This window comes from Streptomyces sp. NPDC096136, from assembly GCF_044763325.1.
GTDB lineage: Bacteria > Actinomycetota > Actinomycetes > Streptomycetales > Streptomycetaceae > Streptomyces.
Window position 1 is genome coordinate 409,401 of the sequence record NZ_JBIWFZ010000003.1, and the last position, 24,526, is coordinate 433,926.

Below are 24,526 nucleotides of genomic sequence, written 5' to 3' on the forward strand. Positions count from 1 at the left end.
ACTACCGGGGGTCGGACGGAGAACGGCGGCGGATCCGGCTGCCCAGCCACACCAGGGGGTCGTACTTGCGGTCCACGGCCCGCTCCTTCAGCGGGATCAGGGCGTTGTCGGTGATCCTGATCCCCTCCGGGCAGACCTCCGTGCAGCATTTGGTGATGTTGCAGTAGCCCAGCCCGTGCTCCTCCTGGGCCGTGCGCTTGCGGTCCAGGCCCGCCTCCTCGGCGGCGTCCAGCGGGTGCATGTCCAGCTCGGCGACCCGCATCAGGAAGCGGGGGCCGGCGAAGGCGCCCTTGTTCTCCTCGTGGTCGCGCACCACATGGCAGGTGTCCTGGCACAGGAAGCACTCGATGCACTTGCGGAACTCCTGCGAGCGTTCCACGTCCACCTGCTGCATCCGGTACTCGCCCGGCGCCAGCCCGGCCGGCGGCACGAACGCCGGGACCGAGCGCGCCTTCTCGTAGTTGAAGGACACGTCCGTCACCAGGTCCCGGACCACCGGGAAGGCCCGCAGCGGAGTGATCGTGACCGTCTCGTCCCGCTCGAAGACGGACATGCGGGTCATGCACATCAGCCGCGGACGCCCGTTGACCTCGGCGCTGCACGAGCCGCACTTGCCCGCCTTGCAGTTCCAGCGCACCGCCAGGTCCGGGGCCTGCGTCGCCTGGAGCCGGTGGACGATGTCCAGGACCACCTCCCCGTCGTGCACCTCGACGGTGAAGTCCCGCAGGCCGCCGCCCTCCGCGTCGCCCCGCCAGACCCGGAAGCGGGCGTCGTAGGTGGTCATCCGGTGAGCTCCTCTTCGGCGAGGTACTTGGCCAGCTCGTCCTTCTCGAACAGGGCGAGCAGGTCGGGGCGGATGGGATCGGTCCGGGTGCGTTCGAGGACGATCCGGTCGGCCGCCGGATCGGCGGGGGCCGGGACCACGGGACGGCACAGCAGGTTCACCGGCCGCCACTCCCGCTCCATCGCCGGACGGTCCTCGCGGGTGTGGCCGCCCCGGCTCTCGGTGCGCTCCAGTGCCGCGCGGGCCACGCACTCGCTGACCAGCAGCATGTTGCGCAGGTCCAGGGCCAGGTGCCAGCCCGGGTTGAACTGCCGGTGCCCCTCGACCCCGGCGCGGGCGGCCCGTACGCGCAGGGACGCCAGCCGCTCCAGGGCCTCCGCCATCTCCGCCTCGCGGCGGATGATGCCGACGAGGTCGTTCATGGTCGTCTGGAGCTCCTGGTGGAGGGTGTACGGGTTCTCCGCGCCCTCGTCGGCGTGGAAGGGGGCCAGCGCCTCGGCGGCCGCGGCGTCGATCTGCTCCTGGGAGACCGCCGGCCGCTCCCCGCCGCCCGCCGCGTGCTCCGCCGCGTGCAGACCGGCCCGCCGGCCGAAGACCAGCAGGTCGGAGAGGGAGTTGCCGCCGAGCCGGTTCGAGCCGTGCATCCCGCCCGCGACCTCGCCGGCCGCGAACAGCCCCGGCACCCCGGCGGTGGCGGCGGTGTCGGAGTCGACCGCGATGCCGCCCATCACGTAGTGGCAGGTCGGCCCGACCTCCATCGGCTCGGCGGTGATGTCCACGTCCGCCAGCTCCTTGAACTGGTGGTACATGGACGGGAGCCGCCGTTTGATCTTCTCGGCCGGCATCCGGGTGGACACGTCCAGGAACACCCCGCCGTGCGGGGAGCCGCGGCCCGCCTTCACCTCGGAGTTGATGGCCCGGGCGACTTCGTCGCGGGGCAGCAGCTCGGGCGGGCGCCGGTTGCCGTCGGGGTCCTCGTACCAGCGGTCGCCCTCCTCCTCCGTCTCGGCGTACTTCTCCTTGAAGACGTCCGGGACGTAGTCGAACATGAACCGCCTGCCCTCGGAGTTGCGCAGCACCCCGCCGTCGCCGCGGACCGATTCCGTGACGAGGATGCCCTTCACGGAAGGGGGCCAGACCATGCCCGTGGGGTGGAACTGCACGAACTCCATGTTGAGGAGCGGGGCCCCCGCGAGCAGGGCCAGCGCGTGGCCGTCGCCCGTGTACTCCCAGGAGTTGGAGGTGGTCTTGAAGGACTTGCCGATCCCGCCCGTGGCGAGCACCACCGCCGGGGCCTCCAGGACGAAGAAGCGGCCGGACTCGCGCTCGTAGCAGAACGTGCCCGAGACCCGGTCCCCGTCCTTCAGGACGCGGGTCACCGTGCACTCCTGGAAGACCTTGAGCCGGGCCTCGTGGTCCCCGTGCTCCCGGAAGTCCTCCTGCTGGAGCTGGACGACCTTCTGCTGGAGGGTGCGGATCAGCTCCAGGCCCGTCCGGTCGCCGACGTGCGCCAGCCGCGGGTACTCGTGGCCGCCGAAGTTGCGCTGCGAGATCCTGCCGTCGGGCGTGCGGTCGAAGAGCGCGCCCCAGGTCTCCAGCTCCCACACCCGGTCCGGGGCCTCCTTGGCGTGCAGCTCCGCCATCCGCCACTGGTTGAGGAACTTCCCGCCGCGCATGGTGTCGCGGAAGTGGACCCGCCAGTTGTCGTGCTCGTTGGCGTTGCCCATGGAGGCGGCGATCCCGCCCTCCGCCATGACCGTGTGGGCCTTGCCGAAGAGGGACTTGCAGATCACGGCCGTACGGGCGCCCCGCTCCCGGGCCTCGATCGCGGCCCGCAGCCCGGCGCCGCCCGCGCCGACCACGACCACGTCCCACTGCTGCCGGTCGACTTGGGTCATCAAAAGATCCTCGGGTCGGTGAAGGTGCCGGTGGCCAGCAGGTACACGTAGAAGTCGCACAGGGCCACGCTGATCAGGGAGGCCCAGGCGAGCTGCATGTGGCGGGTGTTGAGCCGGCCGACCCAGCTCCACAGGCGGTAGCGCACCGGGTGTGCCGAGAAGTGCTTCAGGCGGCCGCCCATGACGTGCCGGCAGGAGTGGCAGGACAGGGTGTAGGCCCAGATCAGCACGATGTTGAGGAGGAACAGCAGGGTGCCCAGGCCCATGTGCCCCCATGCGTAGTGCCGGTCGCGGAAGGTCAGCACGGTGTCGTACGTCAGGATCCCGGCGACCGGGACCGCCAGGTAGAAGAAGTACCGGTGCGCGTTCTGGAGGACCAGCGGGAAGCGGGTCTCGCCCGTGTAGCCGGCGTGCGGTTCGGGGACCGCGCAGGCGGGCGGCGAGGCCCAGAAGCCCCGGTAGTAGGCCTTGCGGTAGTAGTAGCAGGTCAGCCGGAAGCCGAGGGGGAAGACCAGGATCAGCAGGGCGGGGGACAGGCCCCACCAGCTGCCGAACAGGTCGAGGTTGGGGCCGCCGCGCATCGTCTCGCAGTTCTCCGCCAGACAGGGGGAGTAGAACGGGGAGACGTACGGGGCGGCGTAGTAGTGGGCGTTAGCGAACGCCCGCCAGGTCGAGTAGACGACGAAGGCGAGCAGCCCGGCCGCGGTGCCGGCGGGGGCCAGCCACCACCGGTCGGTGCGCAGGTGCCCGGACGCGATCGCGGCCCGGGAGGGGGAGTGGACCCCGCCGGGCCGTTGCCGGTGTGGTTCCGTGCCTGTGGCCAAGGAGAACTCCGGGTGGAGTGCGATGAGGGGTGGCCCAGGAGGCCCGGCCGCGCGGGCGGCCGGGCCAGATGGGGGTGCGGGTTGCTCGGGACGGCCGTGGCGGACGTCAGGGGGCGCGGCGGTCGCGGACGCCGAGGCCCTCGTCGTCGGTGTCCGTCCACTTGGACTGGTCGTACGGGGTGTCCGGGACGGGGACCATCCCCGTCGGGGCGGCTGGTCTGGGGGCGGCGGCCGGCGACTGCCGGGCGACGTCCTGCTCCAGCCGTTCCACCGAGCGGACCAGCTCGTTCAGGTTGCGTCGTACGGCCGTCAGATCGTCTTGCAGGGACATGACGTGACCTCACTTCCGCGGGGGTGCGGTGGCAACGCTCACGGGCGCCTGCGAGTGTCGCGCCTCCCGTCCCCGGTTGTGAAGGGACGTGCAGCGATTCCGGGCGCGCAGGCGCAAACCGTGCGCCCCTCCCTGCCCCCATTTTCATCCCTCGAACGAGGGACCGCCCGTCCGGGCCGCAACCGGGATTGGTCCGCACGGGTGGGGTTCGCGGCGTGGCGCGGGTCCGCTCCGGAGGACCCGGCGGGCTGTCTATTTCAGTGGGTTTCGACACCAGTGTGATCAGCTCCATATACCGCCGAACGTGATCAAGAACCCCCTCTTTCACGGCTCCACGCCCCGTCCCGGAGGTACCACCCATGACCCAGAGAAGGCGCAGGTCCTTGGCGCTCCTCACCTCGGGAGTCCTTGCACTGCCGCTCCTCGCGGGCTGCGGGGCGGGCGAGGACGACGGCGGGCCGGCCGCCGCCGGTCCGGACATCGGGCTGACGGCCCGCGAGCAGGTCGCCGACGGCGGGGTCCTGCGCTGGGCGGTGGACTCCCTGCCCGAGACCCTGAACGCCTTCCAGGCCGACGCGGACGCCACCACCAACCGGATCGCGGGGGCGGTCCTGCCGCAGCTGTTCACGCTGGACGCCAAGGGGCGGCCGGTGGCCAATCCCGACTACCTGGAGAAGGCCGAGGTCGTCGAGCGCGAGCCCAAGCAGGTCGTGCTGTACAAGCTGAACCAGAAGGCGGTGTGGAGCGACGGGCGCGAGATCGGTGCCGCCGACTTCGTGGCCCAGTGGCGGGCCCTGAACGGCAAGGACTCGGCCTACTGGACGGCCCGCAACTCCGGCTACGAGCGGATCGAGAAGATCGAGCGGGGCAAGTCCGACCTGGAGGTCAAGGTCACCTTCGTGCGCCCGTACGCGGACTGGCGCTCCCTGTTCAGCCCGCTCTACCCGAAGCAGGTCATGGGCACCCCGGAGGCCTTCAACGAGGGGGCCCGGGGCGCCCTCAAGGTCACTGCCGGACCCTTCAACCTCGGGGCGATCGACAAGAAGACCGGCACCGCGGCCCTGACCCGCAACCCCCGCTGGTGGGGCCGGGGCGCCAAGCTGGACACCCTCGTCCTGACGGCCGTCCCGCGGGCGGGCCGGCCGGCCGCGCTGGCCGCCGGGAAGGTGGACCTGGCGGAGATCGACCGGGCGGGCGCCGACCGCATCGCCCTCGCCCACCGCGACGCCGGCCGCGTGGACGGCACGCACGGCCCCGGCGCCTCCCTCACCCCCGCGCAGGCGACCCTCTCCTGGGCGCTGGCCCACGGCGCCGACGAGGCCAAGGCCAAGGAGGAGCAGGAGAACCGGCAGAAGAACGCCGAGGCGGTGCAGAAGTACGCGGACGAGCAGTCGGCCCTGCGCGGCTTCGAGGTCCGCAGGTCGCTGGAGCCCTCCTACACCCAGCTGGCCATGAACGGGGCCTCCGGCCCGCTCTCCGACGAGCGGGTCCGCCGGGCGATCGCCCGGGCCCTGGACCGCAAGGAGCTCGCGGAGATCGTCCTCAAGCCGCTCGGCCTGCCGGCGAAGCCCCTGGGCAGCCACCTGGCGCTGGCCGGGCAGCAGGCGTACGCCGACAACAGCGACGCCCTCGGCGGCCAGGACACCCATGCCGCCCAGGCCCTCCTCGCGGACGCGGGCTGGCGCAAGGACGGCAAGCTGACCGAGCCGCCCGAGGCGAAGGCGGGCCCGGAGGGCGAGGGGGCGACGGACGACTCGAAGACCCCGTCGGGCGCCAAGCCGGGACCGGGCGACGGCACCGGCAACGACGGCCTCTACATCGTGGGCCAGGACGACGGCCGCAACGGCGCCGCGCGCCGGGACCGCCCGGACCGCCAGGGCCGGCCGGGACGGCCGAGCGCCCCGGCCTCCGGCCCGCGGATCCTCCAGGAGGGACCCGCGGCCTTCGAGGGGGACCTCGTCGACGAGGGGATGGCCTTCGTCCCGGGATCCCTGCACGGACGCCCCTCGCCCGTGCTGGCCCCGTCCTCCCTGGCCGCCCAGCAGGGGGAGGCGCTGCTGGCCCAGGCGGGCGCCATCGAGGACGGCAAGCGCGCGGCCGCCGCGGCGGCCGCGAAGGCGAAGGCGGAGGCCGAGGCCGACGGGGAGGACGCCAAGGAGCCCGCGAAGGCCACCCCGGCCCCGGCCCCGGCCAAGCAGGTCGCCCCCCGCACCTCGGGCGCCATGCTCGCCAAGGACGGCAAGCAGCTCGACCTGCGCTTCGTCCTGCCGGCCGGCCCCGGCTCGGAGGCCCTGCGCGCGGTCGGCGAGCGGATCTCCCAGACGCTCCGGAAGATCGGCATCAGCACCCGGATCACCAAGGTCCCGGACGAGAGCTTCTTCAAGGACCACGTCGCCTCGGGCCAGTACGACCTGGCCCTCTACTCCTGGCCCGCGACGGCCTTCCCGGCCACCGACGACCGGCCCATCTTCGCCAAGCCGGAACCGGCCGCCGACGGCTCGCTGCTCGTCGAGCAGAACTACACGCGGGTCGGCACCGACCACATCGACCAGCTCTTCGACCAGGCGGCCGGCGAGCTGGACGAGGCCAAGGCCCGCGACCTGATGCGCAAGGCGGACGCCCGGATCTGGGCGGCGGCCGGCTCCATCCCGCTCTACCAGCGCCCGGAGCTGGTCGCGGCCAAGCCGGGCCTGGCCAACGCCGGCGCCTTCGGCCTCGGGGCGCCCCGCTTCCAGGACATCGGCTGGAAGAAGCCGACCGCCGCCAAGGACGCGAAGAAGAAGTAGGAGCGGCCGGAGGCCGCCGGCCGCGGGCCCCGGTGGCCGGAAGGCGACGCGGCGAAGAAGTGGTGAAAAAACGGGGCCTGTCGGGTTGACCGGCGGGTAGCAAGCTCAGAAGTGACTCAAGTTCCTTGCCCGCCGGATTCCCGGCGGGCAAGGTCGTCCGTACCCGTTGACCCGCAGAAACACGGGCCGTACGGACAGCCGGGAACCCCCACCCACGACCCGGCCGTCCTCAGTCGTCCGGCCCCTTGACAGACCCCCCGGCAGGCGGTTCCCGCCGATCGACGTACGATGGTGTAAGGCCGTGGCAGGTTTTCCGCCCGGTCGAGGCGCGCGTGCCAGGCCGTACGCGACGCCATCCACGATCCCGGGAGAAGCGCCGAAGTGCCCACGCGCCACGACATCCGTAACGTCGCCATCGTCGCCCACGTCGACCATGGCAAGACGACCATCGTCGATGCCATGCTCAAGCAGGCCGGTGCCTTCGCCGCCCACCAGCAGCTCGACGACCGCATGATGGACTCGAACGACCTGGAGCGTGAGAAGGGCATCACGATCCTCGCCAAGAACACGGCGGTGAAGTACCACCCCAAGGACGGCGGGGCCCCGATCACGATCAACATCATCGACACCCCCGGCCACGCCGACTTCGGTGGCGAGGTCGAGCGCGGTCTGTCGATGGTGGACGCCGTCGTCCTCCTGGTGGACGCCTCCGAGGGTCCGCTGCCCCAGACCCGCTTCGTGCTCCGCAAGGCCCTCCAGCAGCGCAAGCCGGTCATCCTCTGCATCAACAAGACGGACCGCCCGGACTCCCGGATCGACGAGGTCGTCAACGAGACCTACGACCTGTTCCTGGACCTGGACGCCGACGAGGACCAGATCGAGTTCCCGATCGTCTACGCCTGCGGCCGTGACGGCGTCGCCTCGCTGACCAAGCCGGAGGACGGCACCGTCCCGGCGGACAGCGACAACCTGGAGCCGTTCTTCTCCGCCATCCTGGAGCACGTCCCGGCCCCGGTGTACGACGAGGAGGCCCCCCTCCAGGCCCACGTCACCAACCTGGACGCCGACAACTTCCTCGGCCGCATCGCGCTGCTCCGCGTCGAGCAGGGCGAGCTGCGCAAGGGCCAGACGGTTGCGTGGATCAAGCGTGACGGCACGGTCTCGAACGTCCGCATCACCGAGCTGATGATGACCGAGGCGCTCACCCGCAAGCCGGCCGAGGTCGCCGGCCCCGGTGACATCTGCGCCGTCGCCGGTATCCCCGACATCATGATCGGCGAGACCCTGGCCGACCCGGAGAACCCGATCGCGCTGCCGCTGATCACGGTGGACGAGCCGGCCATCTCCATGGTCATCGGCACCAACACCTCCCCGCTGGTCGGCCGCGGCGGCACGGGCAAGGGCGCGGACGCCAAGTCCGCGGTCAAGGACCGCAAGGTCACCGCCCGCCAGGTCAAGGACCGTCTGGACCGCGAGCTGATCGGCAACGTCTCGCTCCGCGTCCTCGACACCGAGCGCCCGGACGCCTGGGAGGTCCAGGGCCGCGGTGAGCTCGCGCTCGCCATCCTGGTCGAGCAGATGCGCCGCGAGGGCTTCGAGCTCACCATCGGCAAGCCGCAGGTCGTCACCCGCGAGATCGACGGCAAGGTCCACGAGCCCGTCGAGCGCATGACGATCGACGTGCCCGAGGAGCACATGGGCGCCGTCACCCAGCTCATGGGCGTCCGCAAGGGCCGCATGGACAACATGTCGAACCACGGCTCCGGCTGGGTCCGCATGGAGTTCGTCGTCCCGTCGCGCGGTCTGATCGGCTTCCGTACCGAGTTCCTGACCCAGACCCGCGGCACCGGCATCGGCCACTCGATCCACGAGGGCCACGAGCCGTGGTTCGGCAACCTGCAGACCCGCAACAACGGTTCGCTGGTCGCCGACCGCGCCGGCGCGGTCACCGCGTTCGCCATGACCAACCTCCAGGAGCGCGGCGTCCTGTTCACCGACCCCGGCACCGAGGTGTACGAGGGCATGATCGTCGGCGAGAACTCGCGCGCCGACGACATGGACGTGAACATCACCAAGGAGAAGAAGCTCACGAACATGCGCTCCTCCTCCGCCGACTCCTTCGAGGCGATCGTCCCGCCGCGCAAGCTCTCCCTGGAGCAGTCCCTGGAGTTCTGCCGCGACGACGAGTGCGTCGAGGTCACCCCGGAGGCCGTGCGCATCCGCAAGGTCGTCCTGGACCAGAAGGAGCGTTCGCGCACCGCTTCCCGCGCCAAGTCGGCCAAGTAGTACGCGAGTAGGCTTCTGGCCGAAACGCATACCTTCGGCGGCGGCCCCTCCCTGCACCGGTTCGGTGCGGGGAGGGGCCGCTGTCATTTGTCAAACGGATTGTGTCGCTCAAGTGTCCGCATACCGACCGTGACACTCCGGAAGATGAACTAACCGTCCGTTTCGCACGTGTCTGTCTCCTATCCGTTTGTCCGGATTTCGGGTTTTCGCCATACGGTGATGTTGTGAAAACGAGACCACTTAAGTGTGGTTTACGGTCTGGGCGTCCCTGAGGATGGCTCCATTGAGCTCGGGTCAATGGGTCACACGCTGTGGGGAGCGTCGACTCACGAGCACACACGACGGGACCGGATTTCGCTGTCAGGGGTGTCAGCGGATGACGGGCCCTCATCATCGACAGTGACTCCTGAGGAGGCTATTACCCATGCGCGGAGCAACGAGCGCCAAGTGGGTCGTGGGTGCCGTCATCGTGGCGATGGCTGCCACGGCATGCAGCGGTGGCGACAAGGACAGCAGCGGCGCGGGTCCCAAGGGCGGCACGTTCCGCCTCGGTATCACCGAGCCCACCGCGATCGACCCGTTCAACTCCCAGGAGTCCGAGGGTGCGCTCATCACGCACAACCTCTTCACGGGCCTCTACAGCGCCACGGTCGACGGCAAGCTGAAGCCCGAACTCGCCGAGTCGGTCCAGACCAGCGACGACGGCAAGACCTGGACCTTCAAGATCAAGCAGGGCACGAAGTTCTCGAACGGCGAGCCCGTCGACGCCGAGTCCTTCGTCCGCGGCTGGACCCGTGTGGTCGCCAAGGACTCCGCCTCCGACGTGGCCTACCCGTTCGCGGGCATCAACGGCTACAAGGAGCTCAACACCGGCGGCGCCACCACCTTCGCGGGTGTGACGGCCCCGGACGCCGGCACCCTGAAGGTCGAGCTCTCCGAGGCCGACTTCGAGTTCGACAAGAAGACCGTGCACCAGGCCTTCAGCCCGGTCCCGAAGGTCGCCGGCGCCGCCAGCAACAAGGCGTTCAACGACGCGCCGATCGGCAACGGCCCCTTCAAGATGGAGGGTTCGTGGCAGCACAACAAGTCGATCACGCTCGTCCGTAACGACGACTACGGCTTCGAGAAGGCCAAGCTCGGCAAGGTCGAGATCTCGATCCTGAACGCGGCCAACGGCTCCACCCTGGAGTACCAGGGCTTCCAGTCGGGCCAGTTCGACTGGGCCCGTATGCCCACGCCGCAGCAGCCGGTCGCGAAGGCCAAGTACGCGCCGAAGAAGCAGTGGATCGAGGCCGACACCAGCGGTGTCAACTACCTCGTCGCCTTCAACCAGGTCGCGCCGCTGAACAACCCCGACGCGCGCAAGGCGATCTCCTACGCGATCGACCGCGAGGCCATCGCCAAGGGTGTCTTCCAGGGCATGCAGAAGCCGGCCACCTCGGTCCTGCCGCCGTCCTTCGCCGACACCTACCAGGACGGCGTCTGCTCCTCCTGCGTCAAGCAGGACAAGGAGAAGGCCAAGCAGTTCGCGGAGAAGGGCGGCCTGAAGCCGGGCACCGTCCTCGACTTCGGCTACAACACCGGCGCCGGCCACGAAGAGTGGGTCCAGGCCGTCGCGCAGCAGCTGAAGGACGTCCTCGGCCTCGACGTCAAGCTGAACGGCAAGCCGTTCAAGGAGGCCCTGGCCCAGCAGCAGGACAAGGGCACCGGCGGTCTGTGGCGCTCGGCGTGGGGCGCGGACTACCCGACCCCGGACAACTTCCTGTACCCGCTGCTCGACTCCGGTTCGATCAACGAGGACCCGGCGACGGGCAAGGCGGCCGGTGACAACCGCGGCCGTTACAACAACCCGAAGTTCGACGAGCTGATCACCAAGGCCCGCGGCACCAAGGACCCGGCGGCCCGCGCCGCGGTCTACAAGGAGGCCGAGAAGCTCGCGGTCGACGAGGAGCAGGGTCTCATCCCGCTGTGGAAGCGCACCCAGTTCCGCCTCGCGGCCACGGACAAGTTCAACAACGTCCAGCTCGACTTCTTCGAGGACCCGAACCTCGCTGAGATCTCGGCCAAGTAAGAGCCTCCTCATCAACAGGTAGGCGAAGGTCGTGGGGAGTCCGGAGTCACGTCTCCGGCCCCCACGGCCTTCGCCCAGTCCCGGGCGCACCCCTCTGTCTCGTCGATCCGCGCCCGGATGCGGCCAATCTCCCGATCGGATGATGCCGCCAACCCCCACGCCCGGTATGTGAAGGAGGCATCGTGGGAAGATATGTGATCCGGCGGCTCGGACAGATGGTTGTCGTTCTCTTCGGTGCGACGGTTATCCTCTTCTGCTGTCTTTTCGTGCTCCCCGGCGACCCTGTGGGTTCGCTCGGTGGTGACAAGGCCCGTGACCCGGCCGTGGTCGAGGCGCTCCGCGAGCGCTACGGCCTCAACGACCCGCTGCCCGTGCAGTACGGGAACTTCGTCAAGAACCTCGCGCAGGGTGACCTCGGTGAGGACTACACCCAGCGCCGGCCGGTGACGGAGGTCCTCGGGCCGAAGCTCGTGAACACCGCTGAGCTCGCCCTGGCGGCCATCGTCCTGGACATCCTGATCGGCCTGCTGGCGGGTCTGATCGCCGCGCTGTTCAGATACTCGTTCTGGGACGTGCTGATCACGCTCTTGACCACCATGGCCGTCGGCTTCCCGTCCTTCGTGATCGGCATGGTGCTCCAGAAGGTCTTCGTGGTCCAGTTCAAGTGGTTCCCGCTGATCTCCGACGGCACCATGACGTCGCTGATCCTGCCCGCCTTCACGCTGGCGATCCTCGACGCCGCCCTCGTGGCGCGGCTCATGCGCGGCACCATGCTGGAGGTGCTGCGGGCCGACTACGTCAAGACGGCCGTCGCCAAGGGTCTGCCCCGGCGGACCGTGCTCGTCAAGCACGTCATGCGCAACTCGATCATCCCGGTCGTCACGTACCTGGGTATCTCCTTCGGCTCGCTGCTCGGTGGCGCCCTGATCACCGAGGCGATCTTCAACTGGGACGGCATCGGGCTCGCCCTGGTGCAGGCGGTCCAGCAGCAGAACAACCCGATCATCATCGGCGTGGTGAGCTTCGGCGTCGCCGTGTTCGTTCTGCTGAACCTCCTCGTCGACCTCTTGTACGCGGTCCTCGACCCGCGCATCCGCCTCGCCTGATCCAGGCAGCCCGTTCTAGGAGTTACCCATGACCGAGCTCACCAAGAGCACATCGGTGGCGGGGGACGCGACCGCACCGGCGCAGGCCGCGAACGCGGAGGCCGAACCGGCCGTCGCCCGCGTGACCCAGTGGGGCGAGATCCGTTCCCGCTTCCTCGCGAACAAGCTGGCCGTGGTCGGCCTCGGCCTCGTCCTGCTGCTGTTCCTGACCGCGATCTTCGCCCCGCTGATCGCCCCGCAGGACCCGCTGGCGCAGGACCTGAACAACACCCTGCAGGAGCCGGGCAACGGCCACCTGCTGGGCACCGACGCGCTCGGCCGCGACCAGTTCTCCCGCATCATCTACGGCACCCGCATCGCCGTGGAGATCGGCCTCGCGTCGATCTTCCTGGCGTGCCTCATCGGCATCGTCATCGGCGCGCTGGCCGGCTACTTCGGCCGCGCCACCGACTCGGTGCTGATGCGCATCGCCGACGTCTTCTTCGCCTTCCCGCTGCTGATCGGCGCCATCGTCATCATCATCGCGATGGGCCGTGGCGTGATGCCGGTGATCATCTCGCTGGCCGTCTTCTCCTGGCCGACGGTCTCCCGTCTGCTGCGCAGCTCGATCCTGTCGGTCCGCGAGGCCGACTACGTGCTGGCCGCCCGCGCCCTGGGCGCGGACACCCGCCGGATCATCCTGCGGCACATCATCCCCAACTCCATCGCCGCCGTGATGGCCTACGCCGCGTTCAGCGTCGGCGGCGCCATCGTGGCCGAGGCCTCGCTGTCCTTCCTGGGCGTGGGCGTCAGCCCGGAGGTCCCGGAGTGGGGCAACATGCTCGCCGCCGCCAAGGACTTCATGGGGGTCAAGGACTTCCTGTGGACCTACCCCAGCATCGCGATCGTGCTGACGGTCCTTGGCTTCGTATTCGTCGGTGACGGGCTCCGCGACGCCCTCGACCCGAAGCTGCGCTAGAAGGGCGGCACCACCGAAATGACTGCTTCAAGCATCACCGCAGACGTGCCCCGCCAGAGGGGCGGCGACTCCGAGGTGCCCGTTCTCGAAGTGCGCGACCTGCACGTCGAGTTCGCGACCCGCGAAGGTGTCGTCAAGGCCGTCAACGGCGTGAACTACAGCGTCTCGTCCGGCGAGACCCTGGCCGTGCTCGGCGAGTCCGGCTCCGGCAAGTCCGTGACCGCGCAGGCGATCATGGGCATCCTCGACTCGCCCCCCGGGCGGGTCGCCAAGGGAGAGATCCTCTTCCGCGGCGAGGACATCCTCAAGCTTCCGGAGAACGAGCGGCGCAAGCTGCGCGGTCCGAAGATGGCGATGATCTTCCAGGACGCGCTGTCCGCGCTGAACCCGGTGTTCTCCGTCGGCAACCAGCTGGGCGAGATGTTCCGCGTCCACCAGGGCATGTCGAAGAAGGACGCCAAGGTCAAGGCCATCGAGCTCATGGACCGGGTGAAGATCCCCGCGGCCAAGAGCAGGGTCGACGACTACCCGCACCAGTTCTCGGGCGGTATGCGCCAGCGCATCATGATCGCGATGGCGCTCGCCCTGGAGCCGGACCTGATCATCGCGGACGAGCCCACCACGGCGCTCGACGTGACGGTCCAGGCCCAGGTCATGGACCTGCTGGCGGACCTGCAGCGCGAGTACAACATGGGTCTGATCCTGATCACCCACGACCTCGGCGTCGTCGCCGACGTCGCGGACAAGATCGCCGTGATGTACGCGGGCCGCATCGTCGAGCAGGCCCCGGTCCACGAGCTGTACTCGCGCCCCGCGCACCCGTACACCCGTGGTCTGCTGGACTCGATCCCGCGCCTGGACCAGAAGGGCCAGGAGCTCTACGCGATCAAGGGTCTGCCGCCCAACCTGCTGAAGGCCCCCTCGGGCTGCGCCTTCAACCCGCGCTGCCCCAAGGCGCAGGACATCTGCCGCACCGAGATGCCGCCCCTGCTGCAGGTGACCGAGCAGGACGGCACCGAGCTGGCCGGCCGTGCCAGCGCCTGCCACTTCCGCGAGGAGCAGCTCCATGGCTGAGACCGACAAGAAGGACGACGCCGTGGACGCCACCCCCGGTATCAGCGAGGTCGAGGTCGTCGAGGCGGCGACCGAGACGGCGGCCGTGGCCGCCATCGAGGCGCCCGTCGAGCGCGGTGAGCCGATCCTGCAGGTGCGCAACCTGGTCAAGCACTTCCCGCTGACCCAGGGCATCCTGTTCAAGAAGCAGATCGGCGCCGTCCGCGCGGTCGACGGGATCTCCTTCGACCTGCACCAGGGCGAGACCCTCGGCATCGTCGGCGAGTCCGGCTGTGGCAAGTCCACCGTCGCCAAGCTGCTGATGCTGCTGGAGACGGCCACGTCCGGCGAGGTCTTCTACAAGGGCCAGGACATCACGAAGCTGTCGGGCAAGGCCCTCAAGGCCGTGCGCCGCAACATCCAGATGGTGTTCCAGGACCCGTACACCTCGCTGAACCCGCGCATGACGGTCGGCGACATCATCGGCGAGCCCTTCGAGATCCACCCCGAGGTGGCTCCCAAGGGCGACCGGCGGCGCCGGGTCCAGGAGCTCCTGGACGTGGTGGGCCTGAACCCGGAGTACATCAACCGGTACCCGCACCAGTTCTCCGGCGGCCAGCGCCAGCGCATCGGCATCGCCCGCGGCCTCGCGCTCCAGCCCGAGATCATCATCTGCGACGAGCCGGTCTCCGCGCTCGACGTGTCGGTGCAGGCGCAGGTCATCAACCTGATGGCGAAGCTGCAGGACGAGTTCAACCTGTCCTACATCTTCATCGCGCACGACCTCTCGATCGTCCGGCACATCTCGGACCGCGTGGGCGTCATGTACCTGGGCAAGATGGCCGAGATCGGCACCGACGCCCAGATCTACGACCACCCCACCCACCCGTACACCCAGGCGCTGCTCTCCGCGGTGCCGGTGCCGGACCCGGCGGCCCGCGAGGGCCGCGAGCGGATCATCCTGACCGGTGACGTCCCGTCGCCGGCCAACCCGCCGTCGGGCTGCCGCTTCCGCACCCGCTGCTGGAAGGCGCAGGACATCTGCTCCACCGAGGTGCCGCTGCTGGCCGTCCCGGAGCGCTTCCAGGGTGAGGACACCCCGGCCGCGCACGAGTCCGCGTGCCACTTCGCCGAGGAGAAGACGGTCCTGGCCGTCTGATCCCCTCCGCGCACCCCACCGGGCACGGCCGCTCAGCGGCCGTGCCCGGTCGGCGTTTGCGGCCCCGCCCGGCCCCGCCCGACCGGAGTCGGGGGTTCCGCAGGTGTACCCGTACCGGCTCGGTAACGTGACCGCTCAGGTATGTTCTAGTGGTCCGGGCGTCCTCGAGGATGGCCCCATCGAGCTCGCGTCTCGGGTCAAGCGCTGTGGGGAGCGTCGGCTCACGAGCACATCGACAGTGACTCCTGAGGAGGCAATTTCCCATGCGTGGAGCAACGCGCGCCAAATGGGCCGCCGGCACCGTGGTGCTGGCGATGGCGGCGACGGCCTGCGGCAGCAGTGCGGAGGACCCCACCGCCGGCGTGAAGACCGGCGGACACATCAGCGTGCGGCTGAGCGAGCCGCAGCACGGCCTGGTGGGGCAGAACACCGGCGAGTCCGAGGGGTCCGAGGTGCTCCACGCGCTCTTCACGGGCCTGGTCGCGTACGACAACAAGACCAGCGAGCCGAAGCTCGCGGTCGCCGAGTCCATCGAGACGACCGACTCCAGGACCTGGACGGTCAAGCTCAAGGACGGGTACACCTTCCACAACGGCGAGAAGGTCGACGCGCAGTCCTTCGTACGCGCCTGGAACTGGGGGGCCAACCAGGAGAACAACGCGGAGGCGATGGGCTTCTTCTCGAAGATCGAGGGCTCCGACGAGCTGGCCCCGGGCAAGGGGAAGACCCCCACGGCCAAGGAGCTCAAGGGCCTCAAGATCGTCGACAGCAAGACCTTCGTCGTGACGCTGAAGGCGCCGTTCTCCCAGTTCAAGACCATGCTGGGCTACAACGCCTTCTACCCGCTGCCCAAGGCCTTCGAGGCGGACCCGCAGAAGTTCGGCGAGGCGCCGATCGGCAACGGCCCGTTCCAGATGGACGGCCGGTGGGAGCACAACAAGCAGATCAAGGTCAAGAAGTACGACAAGTACCCGGTCGACGGCCGGGCGAAGCTCGACGGCGTCACGTTCAAGATCTACGACAACCTCGACGCCGCCTACAGCGACCTCCAGGCGGGCAAGCTCCAGATCGTGGACAAGCTGCCGGTCACCGCGCTGCCCACCGTCTCCCAGGAGTTCGGCGAGCGCTACATCTACAAGCCGGAGGCGTCCGTCGGCTACATCGGCCTCCCGCTGGAGGCCAACCGCGAGTCCTTCGGCAAGGCCGACGTCCGCAGGGCGATCTCGATGGCGATCGACCGGGACGCCATCGCCAAGAGCATCTTCAACGGCACCCGCAAGCCGGCCGACGACTTCATCAGCCCGATCGTGCCCGGCTACCGCAAGGGCGCCCTGGGCGAGGCCGGGCTGTTCAACCCGGTCAAGGCCAGGGAGCTGTTCCAGCGGGCCGGCGGCATCCCCGGCAACAGGATGGAACTGGGCTACGACGCCGACAGCGACAACAAGGAGTGGATCGAGGCCGTCGCCGCCCAGCTGAAGACGAACCTCGGCCTGGAGGTCACCCCCAAGCCCTTCCCGAAGATCGGCGACATGCTCAACGAGCTGAAGGCCCAGAACTTCGAGGGCGCCTTCCGCACGGGCTGGGCCATGGACTACCCGGCGGCGGAGGACTACCTGCGCCCCGTGTTCTCCAAGGAGGCCATCGCCAACGGCTCCAACTTCGGGCACTACAAGAGCGAGGAGTTCGAGGCGGCCCTCGCCGCGGCCGACCGGTCCACCGACCCGGCCGACAGCCTCAAGCTCTACCAGAAGGCCGACGACATCGTCATCCGGGACCTCCCGTACATCCCGGTCTTCACGTACATGTCCGCCGCCGCCTACGCCAAGAGCGTCACCCACGTCGAGGTCGACGCCCAGGGCCGCATGGACCTCGCGAACGTCCAGCTCAGCTGAGCCCCCGCCCGTCCCCGCGGCCGCGGGGGCGGGCAAACCCGGTTGCGGCCGCGCGCGGCGGGGGCCGAGAGTGGCCGGATGGCCACCGACACGCTGACCGTCCGCCCCGCCGGTCCCGGAGACGCCCCGGACATCTGCGCACTGCTCAACGCCGTCGACGTCCTGGAGATCGGCAGACCCGAGACCGACCTCGGCGCCGTCGAGGCCGACCTCAACCACCCCGACGTGGACCTGGCCGCCGACTCCTGGCTCGCCTTCCAGGGCGGCGCACTCGTCGGCTACGCCCTGGTGTGGGCCGACTCCGGACCGGGCCTGGTCGACGGCGACCACTACGTCCTGCCCGGCCGGAACCCGGCTGCCCTGCGGCTGCTGGAACGGATGGAGGCCCGCGCCCGCGCCATGGCCGGCGCGGCGCCCGCCGCCCGGCTGCGGATCCAGCTCCACACCAGGCCCACCCTCGACCTCTCCCTCCTCACCGGGCGCGGCTACCGCAGCGTGCGCCGCCACCAGGTGATGACCCGCACCCTGCACCCGGCATCCGATCTGCCCCCCGAGCCGCCCGCCGGGCTCGTCCTGCGCGACTGCGCCGCCGACGAGGCGGACCGCCGCCGCGCCCACGCCCTGGTCGAGGAGACCTTCTCCGCCCACTTCGGACACGCCGGCCGCGGCTACGAGGCCTGGCTCGACCACGTCGACGGCCGCCGCCTCGACTGGTCGCTGGTGTGGATCGCGAGCCTGCCCGGGCAGGGCGACGTGGCCGTCCTCGTCTCCCGCGACGACCGCACCAGCATGGCCTGGCTCAGCCACATCGGCGTGCGCGAGGACCTGCGCGGCCGCGGCGTCGGCGGCTTCCTGCTGCGCCACGCCTTCGCCGCCTACGCCGCCCGCGGCCGGACCACCGTGGGCCTGGGCGTGGACACCCTCAACGCGACCGGCGCGCTGGCCCTCTACGAGGCGCACGGCATGGCCCTCCACTACGCCGTCGACACCTGGGACCTGCCTTTGCACCCCCAGGGGTGACAGGCGGGGGACGCGAGGGTGCAATCGGGCCAACCACCACCGAAAGGAGTCCCGTATGGGGTGACATTGCCCCTAAGTGAGTCTTGGGACCCCTAGGAGGCAGTCCATGCGCGGAGCCACCCACGCCCAGTGGGCCGCATGTGCGGTGGCCGTCGCCCTCGCGGCGACGGCCTGCGGCGGCGGGAGCGACAGCGGCGGTGGCGGTGCGGCAGGGATCGTCAGCTCCTCCTGGGGTGACCCGCAGAACCCCCTGGAGCCCGCCAACACCAACGAGGTGCAGGGCGGCAAGGTCCTCGACATGCTCTTCCGCGGGCTCAAGCGCTACGACGCCAAGACCGGCGAGGCCCACAACATGGTCGCCGAGAAGATCGAGACCACCGACAGCCAGAACTTCACCATCACCCTGAAGGACGGCTGGAAGTTCAGCAACGACGAACCGGTCACCGCGCAGTCCTTCGTCGACGCCTGGAACTACGCCGCCGACGTGCGCAACAAGCAGAACAACGCACCCTTCTTCGCCGACATCGTGGGCTACGCCGACCTCCACCCCGCCTCCGGGGAACCCAAGGCCAAGACCATGTCCGGGCTGGTGGTCAAGGACCCCAAGACCTTCACCGTCGCCCTGAAGTCGAAGTTCTCCACCTGGCCCGAGACCCTCGGCTACCAGGCCTTCTCCCCGCTGCCCAAGGCCTTCTTCACCGACCACTCGGGCTGGCTCGACAAGCCGGTCGGCAACGGCCCCTACACGGTGGACTCGTACACCAAGGGCACCGGCATGAAGCTGCGCAAGTGGGACGGCTACACCGGCCCCGACCCGGCGCAGAACGGCGGCGTGGACCTCAAGGTCTACACCGACAACAACACCGCCTACACCGACCTGATCTCGGGCAACCTCGACCTCGTCGACGACATCCCGGCCCAGCAGCTGAAGAACGTCAAGAACGACCTCGGCGACCGGTACATCAACCAGCCGGCCCTCATCATCCAGACCCTCACCTTCCCCCTGTACGACCCGCAGTGGAGCAAGGAGGGGTCGGACAAGGTCCGCCGCGGCATCTCCATGGCGATCAACCGGGACGAGATCACGGAGCAGATCTTCCGCGAGACCCGCACCCCGGCCAAGGACTGGACCTCGCCCGCCCTCGGCGCCAAGGGCGGCTTCAACGCCACGCTCTGCGGCGACGCCTGCAAGTTCAACCCGGCCGAGGCCAAGAAGCTCATCCAGGAGGGCGGCGGCCTGCCCGGCGGCAAGATGACCCTCACCTCGAACGTGGACACCGGCTCGCACCGGGACTGGATGGAGGCCGTCTGCAACAGCGTCAACAACGCCCTGGGCGAGGGCCCCGTCTGCACGGTCAACCCCGTCGGCACCTTCGCGGACTTCCGCAACCAGCAGAGCGCCTACAAGCTGACCGGCCCCTTCCGCTCCGGCTGGCAGGCCGACTACCCGCTGATCCAGAACTTCCTCCAGCCGCTGTACTACACCGGCGCCTCCTCCAACTACGGCAAGTTCAGCAGCCCCGACTTCGACAAGCTCGTCGACGAGGCCAACCAGGAGAGCGACACCGCCAAGGCCGTCGCGAAGTTCCAGGACGCCGAGAAGATCCTCGCCGAGCAGATGCCGGCCATCCCCCTCTGGTACCAGAACGGCAGTGCCGGGCACTCCGAGCGGATCACCGACGTCGCCCTGAACCAGTTCAGCGTCCCCGTCTACAACGAGATCAAGGTCAGCTGACCCCCGCCGGCACACCGACACCCTGGAGCATCCATGGGACGTTACGTGATCCGGCGGCTGCTCCAGATGATCCCCGTGTTCATCGGCAGCACCTTCCTGATCTTCTTCATGGTCTACGCCCTCGGCGACCCCGTGGCCGCCCTCTTCGGCGACAAGGCCCCCGACCCCGCCACCGCCGCGCGCATCCGCAAGGACCTCTACCTCGACCGCCCCCTGTGGCAGCAGTACGTCCACTACATGGGGCAGATCTTCAAGGGCGACTTCGGCACGGCCTTCAACGGGCAGTCGGTGACCGACCTGATGGCCACCGCCTTCCCCGTCACCCTCCGCCTGACCTGCGTCGCGATCCTCATCGAGATCGTCGTCGGCATCACCCTCGGCGTGGTCAGCGGACTGCGCCGGGGCAAGACGATCGACACCACGCTGCTGGTGGCCACCCTCGTCGTCATCTCGGTGCCCACCTTCGTCACCGGCTACCTGCTCCAGTACCTCTTCGGCGTCAAATGGGGCTGGGTGCGCCCCACCGTCTCCCCGGACGCCCCCTTCGGCGAGCTGATCCTGCCCGGCATCGTCCTCGCCCTGGTCTCCCTCGCCTACGTCACCCGGCTCTCGCGGACCTCCATCGCCGAGAACGCCAAGGCCGACTACGTCCGCACCGCCGTCGCCAAGGGACTGCCGCGCCGCCGGGTCGTCGGCCGCCACCTGCTGCGCAACTCCCTCATCCCGGTGGTCACCTTCATCGGCACCGACATCGGCGCCCTCATGGGCGGGGCCATCGTCACCGAGCGGATCTTCAACATCCACGGCGTCGGCTACCAGCTCTACCAGGGCATCCTGCGCGGCAACTCGCCCACCGTGGTGGGCTTCGTGACCATCCTCGTCATCGTCTTCCTCGTGGCGAACCTGCTCGTCGACCTGCTCTACGCGGTCCTGGACCCGAGGATCCGCTATGCCTGAACCCGAACCACAGCCCTACGACCCGGTGGGACCGGGCGAGAACGAGGCCGTCGCCCCGACCGGGCAGGGAGGTGTCATGGACCTCGCGCTGGACGAGGCCGAGAGCCTGGAGAAGCCCCTCGACCCCGACCCCTCCGCACCCCGGGAGCGGGCCCGCTCCCTGTGGTCCGACGCCTGGCACCAGCTGCGCCGCAACCCCGTCTTCATCGTCTCCTCCCTCTTCATCCTCTTCCTGGTGGTCATCTCCCTCTGGCCCCAGCTCATCGCGAGCGGCGACCCGCTCCACTGCGAGCTGTCCAAGTCCCAGCAGGGCTCCTCGCCCGGACACCCCTTCGGCTACGACACCCAGGGCTGCGACGTCTACACCCGCACCGTGTACGGGGCCCGCGCCTCCATCACCGTCGGCATCTGCGCCACCCTCGGCGCCGCCCTGCTGGGCTCCGCCCTCGGCGGGCTCGCCGGGTTCTTCGGCGGCTGGGGCGACTCCCTGCTCTCCCGGGTGGCGGACATCTTCTTCGGGATCCCCGTCATCCTCGGCGGGCTCGTCTTCCTGTCCGTGGTCACCAGCACCACCGTCTGGCCCGTCGTCGGCTTCATCGTGCTCCTCGGCTGGCCGCAGCTGGCCCGCATCGCCCGCGGCTCGGTGATCACCGCCAAACAGAACGACTACGTCCAGGCCGCCCGGGCCCTCGGCGCCGGCAACGCCCGCATCCTGCTGCGGCACGTCGCGCCCAACGCCGTCGCCCCGGTCATCGTCGTCGCCACCATCGCGCTGGGCACCTACATCGCCCTGGAGGCCACCCTGTCCTTCCTCGGCGTGGGCCTGCGCCCGCCCACCGTCTCCTGGGGCATCGACATCTCCAACGCCGCCTCCCAGATCCGCAACGCCCCGCACATGCTGCTCTGGCCCGCCCTGGCCCTGAGCCTGACCGTGCTCGCCTTCATCATGCTCGGCGACGCGGTGCGCGACGCCCTCGACCCCAAGCTGCGCTGAGGAGTGAGCCGCCAGATGCTGCTCGAAGTCCGCGACCTGCACGTGGAGTTCACCACCCGCGACGGGGTCGCCAAGGCCGTCAACGGGGTCGACTACGCGGTGGACGAGGGCGAGACCCTCGCCGTGCTCGGCGAGTCCGGCTCGGGCAAGTCGGTGACGGCGCAGGCCGTGATGGGGATCCTCGAAACACCGCCCGGCCGGATCGCGGGCGGCCAGATCCTCTTCAAGGGCAGGGACCTGCTGAAGATGAAGGAGGAGGAGCGCAGGAGGATCCGCGGCGCCGAGATGGCGATGATCTTCCAGGACGCCCTCTCCTCCCTCAACCCCGTGCTCACCGTCGGCGCCCAGCTCGGCGAGATGTTCGAGGTCCACCGCGGGATGTCCCGCAAGGACTCCCGCGCCCGGGCCGTCGAGCTGATGGACCGGGTGAAGATCCCGGCGGCCCGGCAGCGCGTGGGGGACTACCCGCACCAGTTCTCCGGCGGGATGCGCCAGCGCATCATGATCGCCATGGCGCTGGCCCTGGAACCCTCCCTGATCATCGCCGACGAACCCACCACCGCCCTCGACGTCACCGTCCAGGCCCAGGTCATGGACCTGCTGGCGGACCTGCGGCGCGAACTCAACATGGGGCTGATCCTGATCACGCACGACCTCGGCGTCGTCGCCGACGTGGCCGACAGGATCGCCGTCATGTACGCGGGCCGGATCGTCGAGACCGCCCCCGTCGACGCCGTCTACCGGGCGCCCGCCCACCCGTACACCCGGGGCCTGCTCGACTCGATCCCGCGCCTGGACCAGAAGGGCCAGGAGCTCTACGCCATCAAGGGCCTGCCCCCGAACCTGCTGGCCATCCCGCCCGGCTGCGCCTTCAACCCGCGCTGCCCGATGGCCCGCGCCGCCTGCCGGGCCGAGGTCCCGCCGCTCGCCGCGGTCGCCCCCGACCGGGCCAGCGCCTGCTTCTTCTGGAAGGAGTGCCTCGGTGCCTGAGCCCATCCTGGAGGTGCGCGACCTCGTCAAGCACTACCCCCTCACCCAGGGCATCCTCTTCAAGAAGCAGATCGGCGCGGTCAAGGCCGTCGACGGGGTCTCCTTCGACCTCGCGGCCGGCGAGACCCTCGGCATCGTCGGCGAGTCCGGCTGCGGTAAGTCCACCGTCGCCAGGATGCTGGTCCACCTGGAGCGCCCGACCGCCGGGGTGATCTCGTACAAGGGCGAGGACGTCACGAAGCTGTCGGGCAAGGCCCTCAAGGCCGTGCGCCGCAACATCCAGATGGTGTTCCAGGACCCGTACACCTCGCTGAACCCGCGCATGACGGTCGGCGACATCATCGGCGAGCCGTACGAGATCCACCCCGAGGTGGCCCCGAAGGGCGACCGGCGGCGCCGGGTCCGGGAACTGCTGGACGTGGTGGGCCTGAACCCGGAGTACATCAACCGGTACCCGCACCAGTTCTCCGGCGGCCAGCGCCAGCGCATCGGCATCGCCCGCGGGCTCGCGCTCCGGCCCGAGATCATCGTCGCGGACGAGCCCGTCTCCGCCCTCGACGTCTCCGTCCAGGCCCAGGTCGTCAACCTCCTCGAACGGCTCCAGGCGGACCTCGGCCTGTCCTACGTCTTCATCGCGCACGACCTGTCGATCGTCCGGCACATCTCCGACCGGGTCGGGGTCATGTACCTGGGCCGGCTCGCCGAGACCGGCACCGACGCCCAGATCTACGACCACCCCACCCACCCGTACACCCAGGCGCTGCTCTCCGCGGTGCCGGTGCCCGACCCCCGGGCCCGCGCCCACCGGGACCGGATCCTGCTCTCCGGCGACGTACCGTCCCCGGCCAACCCGCCCTCGGGCTGCCGCTTCCGCACCCGCTGCTGGAAGGCCGAATCCCGCTGCGCCACGGAGGTGCCGCCGCTGGCCGTCCCGCCGGCCTTCCCCCCGGGTCCGGCGGCGCACCCGTCGGCCTGCCACTTCGCGGCGGAGCGGCAGGTGGTCCCCGCCCCCGGTGAACCCGGGCCGCCGGATGCCCCGCCGGAGGGGGAGTAGGGTGCGGGGCGCGCCGGTGAGGGGCCCGTACCCGGGGCCGTTCGAACGTTTCAGGACGGGGGACCGGGCCCCCTGGACCGATCATTTCCAGCCACGCCGGGTAGCCGGTCCGCGTCGCTCCGTTTCCGGCCCAACCGGGGGGCCGTGAGGGCGACTTGACCGATTCTGCCCCGAGTTCCGGCCCCGCCCGACCGGGCGGGATACGGCCGCACGGGCGCGGGCGGCCCGGCGGGCGGGCGCGAGGGCCTCCGGTCCCGCTCCCGCGCGCCCCCGGGCGTGCGCGGTATGCGCCCCTCGTGCTGCCGGAATTCGACCGATGCACTGGTACGGATAGTTATGATCCGTAGCGCACGGTGGGTATGAATCGCCGAGCACGAGTACGCGTACCGATGTCCGCTCGACGTGGAGGTGAAACGCCGTGGCGCTATCGATCTCGGCCGTGGTGCTGCTGGCGATCGTCGTCTTCCTTCTGGTCCGGAGGTCGGGACTGAAGGCGGGGCACGCGTTCGTCTGCGTACTGCTCGGGTTCTACCTGGCGAGTTCGACCGTGGCTCCCACCCTCAGCCAGCTCACGTCGAACGTGGCGAACATGATCAGTGGCCTCAAGCTGTAGGTCCTGCTCGTAGGC

General features: G+C 69.8%; 19 protein-coding genes. 15 read left to right on the forward strand and 4 right to left on the reverse strand.

Features of this window, described 5'->3' with window-relative positions; translation table 11 throughout:
• Position 1: 1 nt before the first annotated feature.
• From ACIRBY_RS08210 to ACIRBY_RS08225, 4 genes are all read right to left on the reverse strand, one after another.
• On the reverse strand, positions 2–784 hold the full coding sequence (locus tag ACIRBY_RS08210) for a succinate dehydrogenase/fumarate reductase iron-sulfur subunit (RefSeq protein WP_403897762.1): 783 nt from the start codon (positions 782–784) through the stop codon (positions 2–4).
• Positions 781–2,682: a fumarate reductase/succinate dehydrogenase flavoprotein subunit gene (locus ACIRBY_RS08215; protein ID WP_403897764.1), complete on the reverse strand. Its 1,902-nt coding sequence runs from the start codon at positions 2,680–2,682 to the stop codon at positions 781–783. Before ACIRBY_RS08215 ends, ACIRBY_RS08210 begins: the two co-directional genes overlap by 4 nt.
• The gene (locus tag ACIRBY_RS08220) at positions 2,682–3,506 is read right to left on the reverse strand and encodes a hypothetical protein (protein WP_403897766.1); all 825 of its coding nucleotides are present in this window, start codon (positions 3,504–3,506) and stop codon (positions 2,682–2,684) included. The genes ACIRBY_RS08215 and ACIRBY_RS08220 overlap by 1 nt, the downstream gene beginning before the upstream one ends.
• A 106-nt stretch (positions 3,507–3,612) precedes the next feature.
• The gene (locus ACIRBY_RS08225; protein ID WP_403897769.1) at positions 3,613–3,837 is read right to left on the reverse strand and encodes a hypothetical protein; all 225 of its coding nucleotides are present in this window, start codon (positions 3,835–3,837) and stop codon (positions 3,613–3,615) included.
• Positions 3,838–4,196: 359 nt separating this feature from the next.
• Between ACIRBY_RS08225 and ACIRBY_RS08230 the strand changes: the two genes are divergently transcribed.
• From ACIRBY_RS08230 to ACIRBY_RS08300, 15 genes are all read left to right on the forward strand, one after another.
• Positions 4,197–6,623, forward strand: a complete 2,427-nt coding sequence (locus ACIRBY_RS08230; RefSeq protein WP_403897771.1) for an ABC transporter family substrate-binding protein — start codon at positions 4,197–4,199, stop codon at positions 6,621–6,623.
• A gap of 381 nt (positions 6,624–7,004) precedes the next feature.
• The gene (gene typA / locus ACIRBY_RS08235) at positions 7,005–8,909 is read left to right on the forward strand and encodes a translational GTPase TypA (RefSeq protein WP_403897774.1); all 1,905 of its coding nucleotides are present in this window, start codon (positions 7,005–7,007) and stop codon (positions 8,907–8,909) included.
• Positions 8,910–9,333: 424 nt separating this feature from the next.
• Complete coding sequence (locus ACIRBY_RS08240; protein ID WP_403897776.1) at positions 9,334–10,980, forward strand: ABC transporter substrate-binding protein; 1,647 nt, start codon at positions 9,334–9,336, stop codon at positions 10,978–10,980.
• Positions 10,981–11,174: 194 nt separating this feature from the next.
• The gene (locus tag ACIRBY_RS08245) at positions 11,175–12,086 is read left to right on the forward strand and encodes an ABC transporter permease (RefSeq protein WP_403898245.1); all 912 of its coding nucleotides are present in this window, start codon (positions 11,175–11,177) and stop codon (positions 12,084–12,086) included.
• Between the two features lie 28 nt (positions 12,087–12,114).
• Positions 12,115–13,044 carry an ABC transporter permease gene (locus tag ACIRBY_RS08250; protein WP_403897779.1) on the forward strand — a complete coding sequence of 310 codons (930 nt, stop codon included), beginning with the start codon at positions 12,115–12,117 and terminating at the stop codon, positions 13,042–13,044.
• 18 nt (positions 13,045–13,062) lie between these two features.
• Positions 13,063–14,118, forward strand: coding sequence for an ABC transporter ATP-binding protein (locus tag ACIRBY_RS08255; protein ID WP_403897782.1), 1,056 nt, complete (start codon positions 13,063–13,065; stop codon positions 14,116–14,118).
• Positions 14,111–15,256, forward strand: a complete 1,146-nt coding sequence (locus ACIRBY_RS08260; protein ID WP_403897784.1) for an ABC transporter ATP-binding protein — start codon at positions 14,111–14,113, stop codon at positions 15,254–15,256. Before ACIRBY_RS08255 ends, ACIRBY_RS08260 begins: the two co-directional genes overlap by 8 nt.
• 263 nt (positions 15,257–15,519) lie before the next feature.
• On the forward strand, positions 15,520–17,148 hold the full coding sequence (locus ACIRBY_RS08265; protein ID WP_403897787.1) for an ABC transporter substrate-binding protein: 1,629 nt from the start codon (positions 15,520–15,522) through the stop codon (positions 17,146–17,148).
• Positions 17,149–17,226: 78 nt separating this feature from the next.
• A complete protein-coding gene (locus tag ACIRBY_RS08270) occupies positions 17,227–18,168 on the forward strand; it encodes a GNAT family N-acetyltransferase (protein ID WP_403897790.1) in 942 nt (313 codons plus the stop codon).
• 106 nt (positions 18,169–18,274) lie between these two features.
• Positions 18,275–19,903 (forward strand): ABC transporter substrate-binding protein, encoded by a 1,629-nt coding sequence (locus ACIRBY_RS08275; RefSeq protein WP_403897793.1) that lies wholly within the window; start codon positions 18,275–18,277, stop codon positions 19,901–19,903.
• Between the two features lie 33 nt (positions 19,904–19,936).
• Positions 19,937–20,860, forward strand: a complete 924-nt coding sequence (locus tag ACIRBY_RS08280) for an ABC transporter permease (protein WP_366452640.1) — start codon at positions 19,937–19,939, stop codon at positions 20,858–20,860.
• Entirely contained in the window at positions 20,853–21,854 is a 1,002-nt protein-coding gene (locus ACIRBY_RS08285; RefSeq protein WP_366452639.1) for an ABC transporter permease, read from the forward strand. Before ACIRBY_RS08280 ends, ACIRBY_RS08285 begins: the two co-directional genes overlap by 8 nt.
• A 15-nt stretch (positions 21,855–21,869) precedes the next feature.
• Positions 21,870–22,844 (forward strand): ABC transporter ATP-binding protein, encoded by a 975-nt coding sequence (locus tag ACIRBY_RS08290; protein ID WP_403897797.1) that lies wholly within the window; start codon positions 21,870–21,872, stop codon positions 22,842–22,844.
• Positions 22,837–23,898, forward strand: coding sequence for an ABC transporter ATP-binding protein (locus ACIRBY_RS08295; protein ID WP_403897800.1), 1,062 nt, complete (start codon positions 22,837–22,839; stop codon positions 23,896–23,898). The genes ACIRBY_RS08290 and ACIRBY_RS08295 overlap by 8 nt, the downstream gene beginning before the upstream one ends.
• Positions 23,899–24,316: 418 nt before the next feature.
• A complete protein-coding gene (locus tag ACIRBY_RS08300; protein ID WP_042809907.1) occupies positions 24,317–24,511 on the forward strand; it encodes a hypothetical protein in 195 nt (64 codons plus the stop codon).
• Positions 24,512–24,526 lie beyond the last annotated feature (15 nt).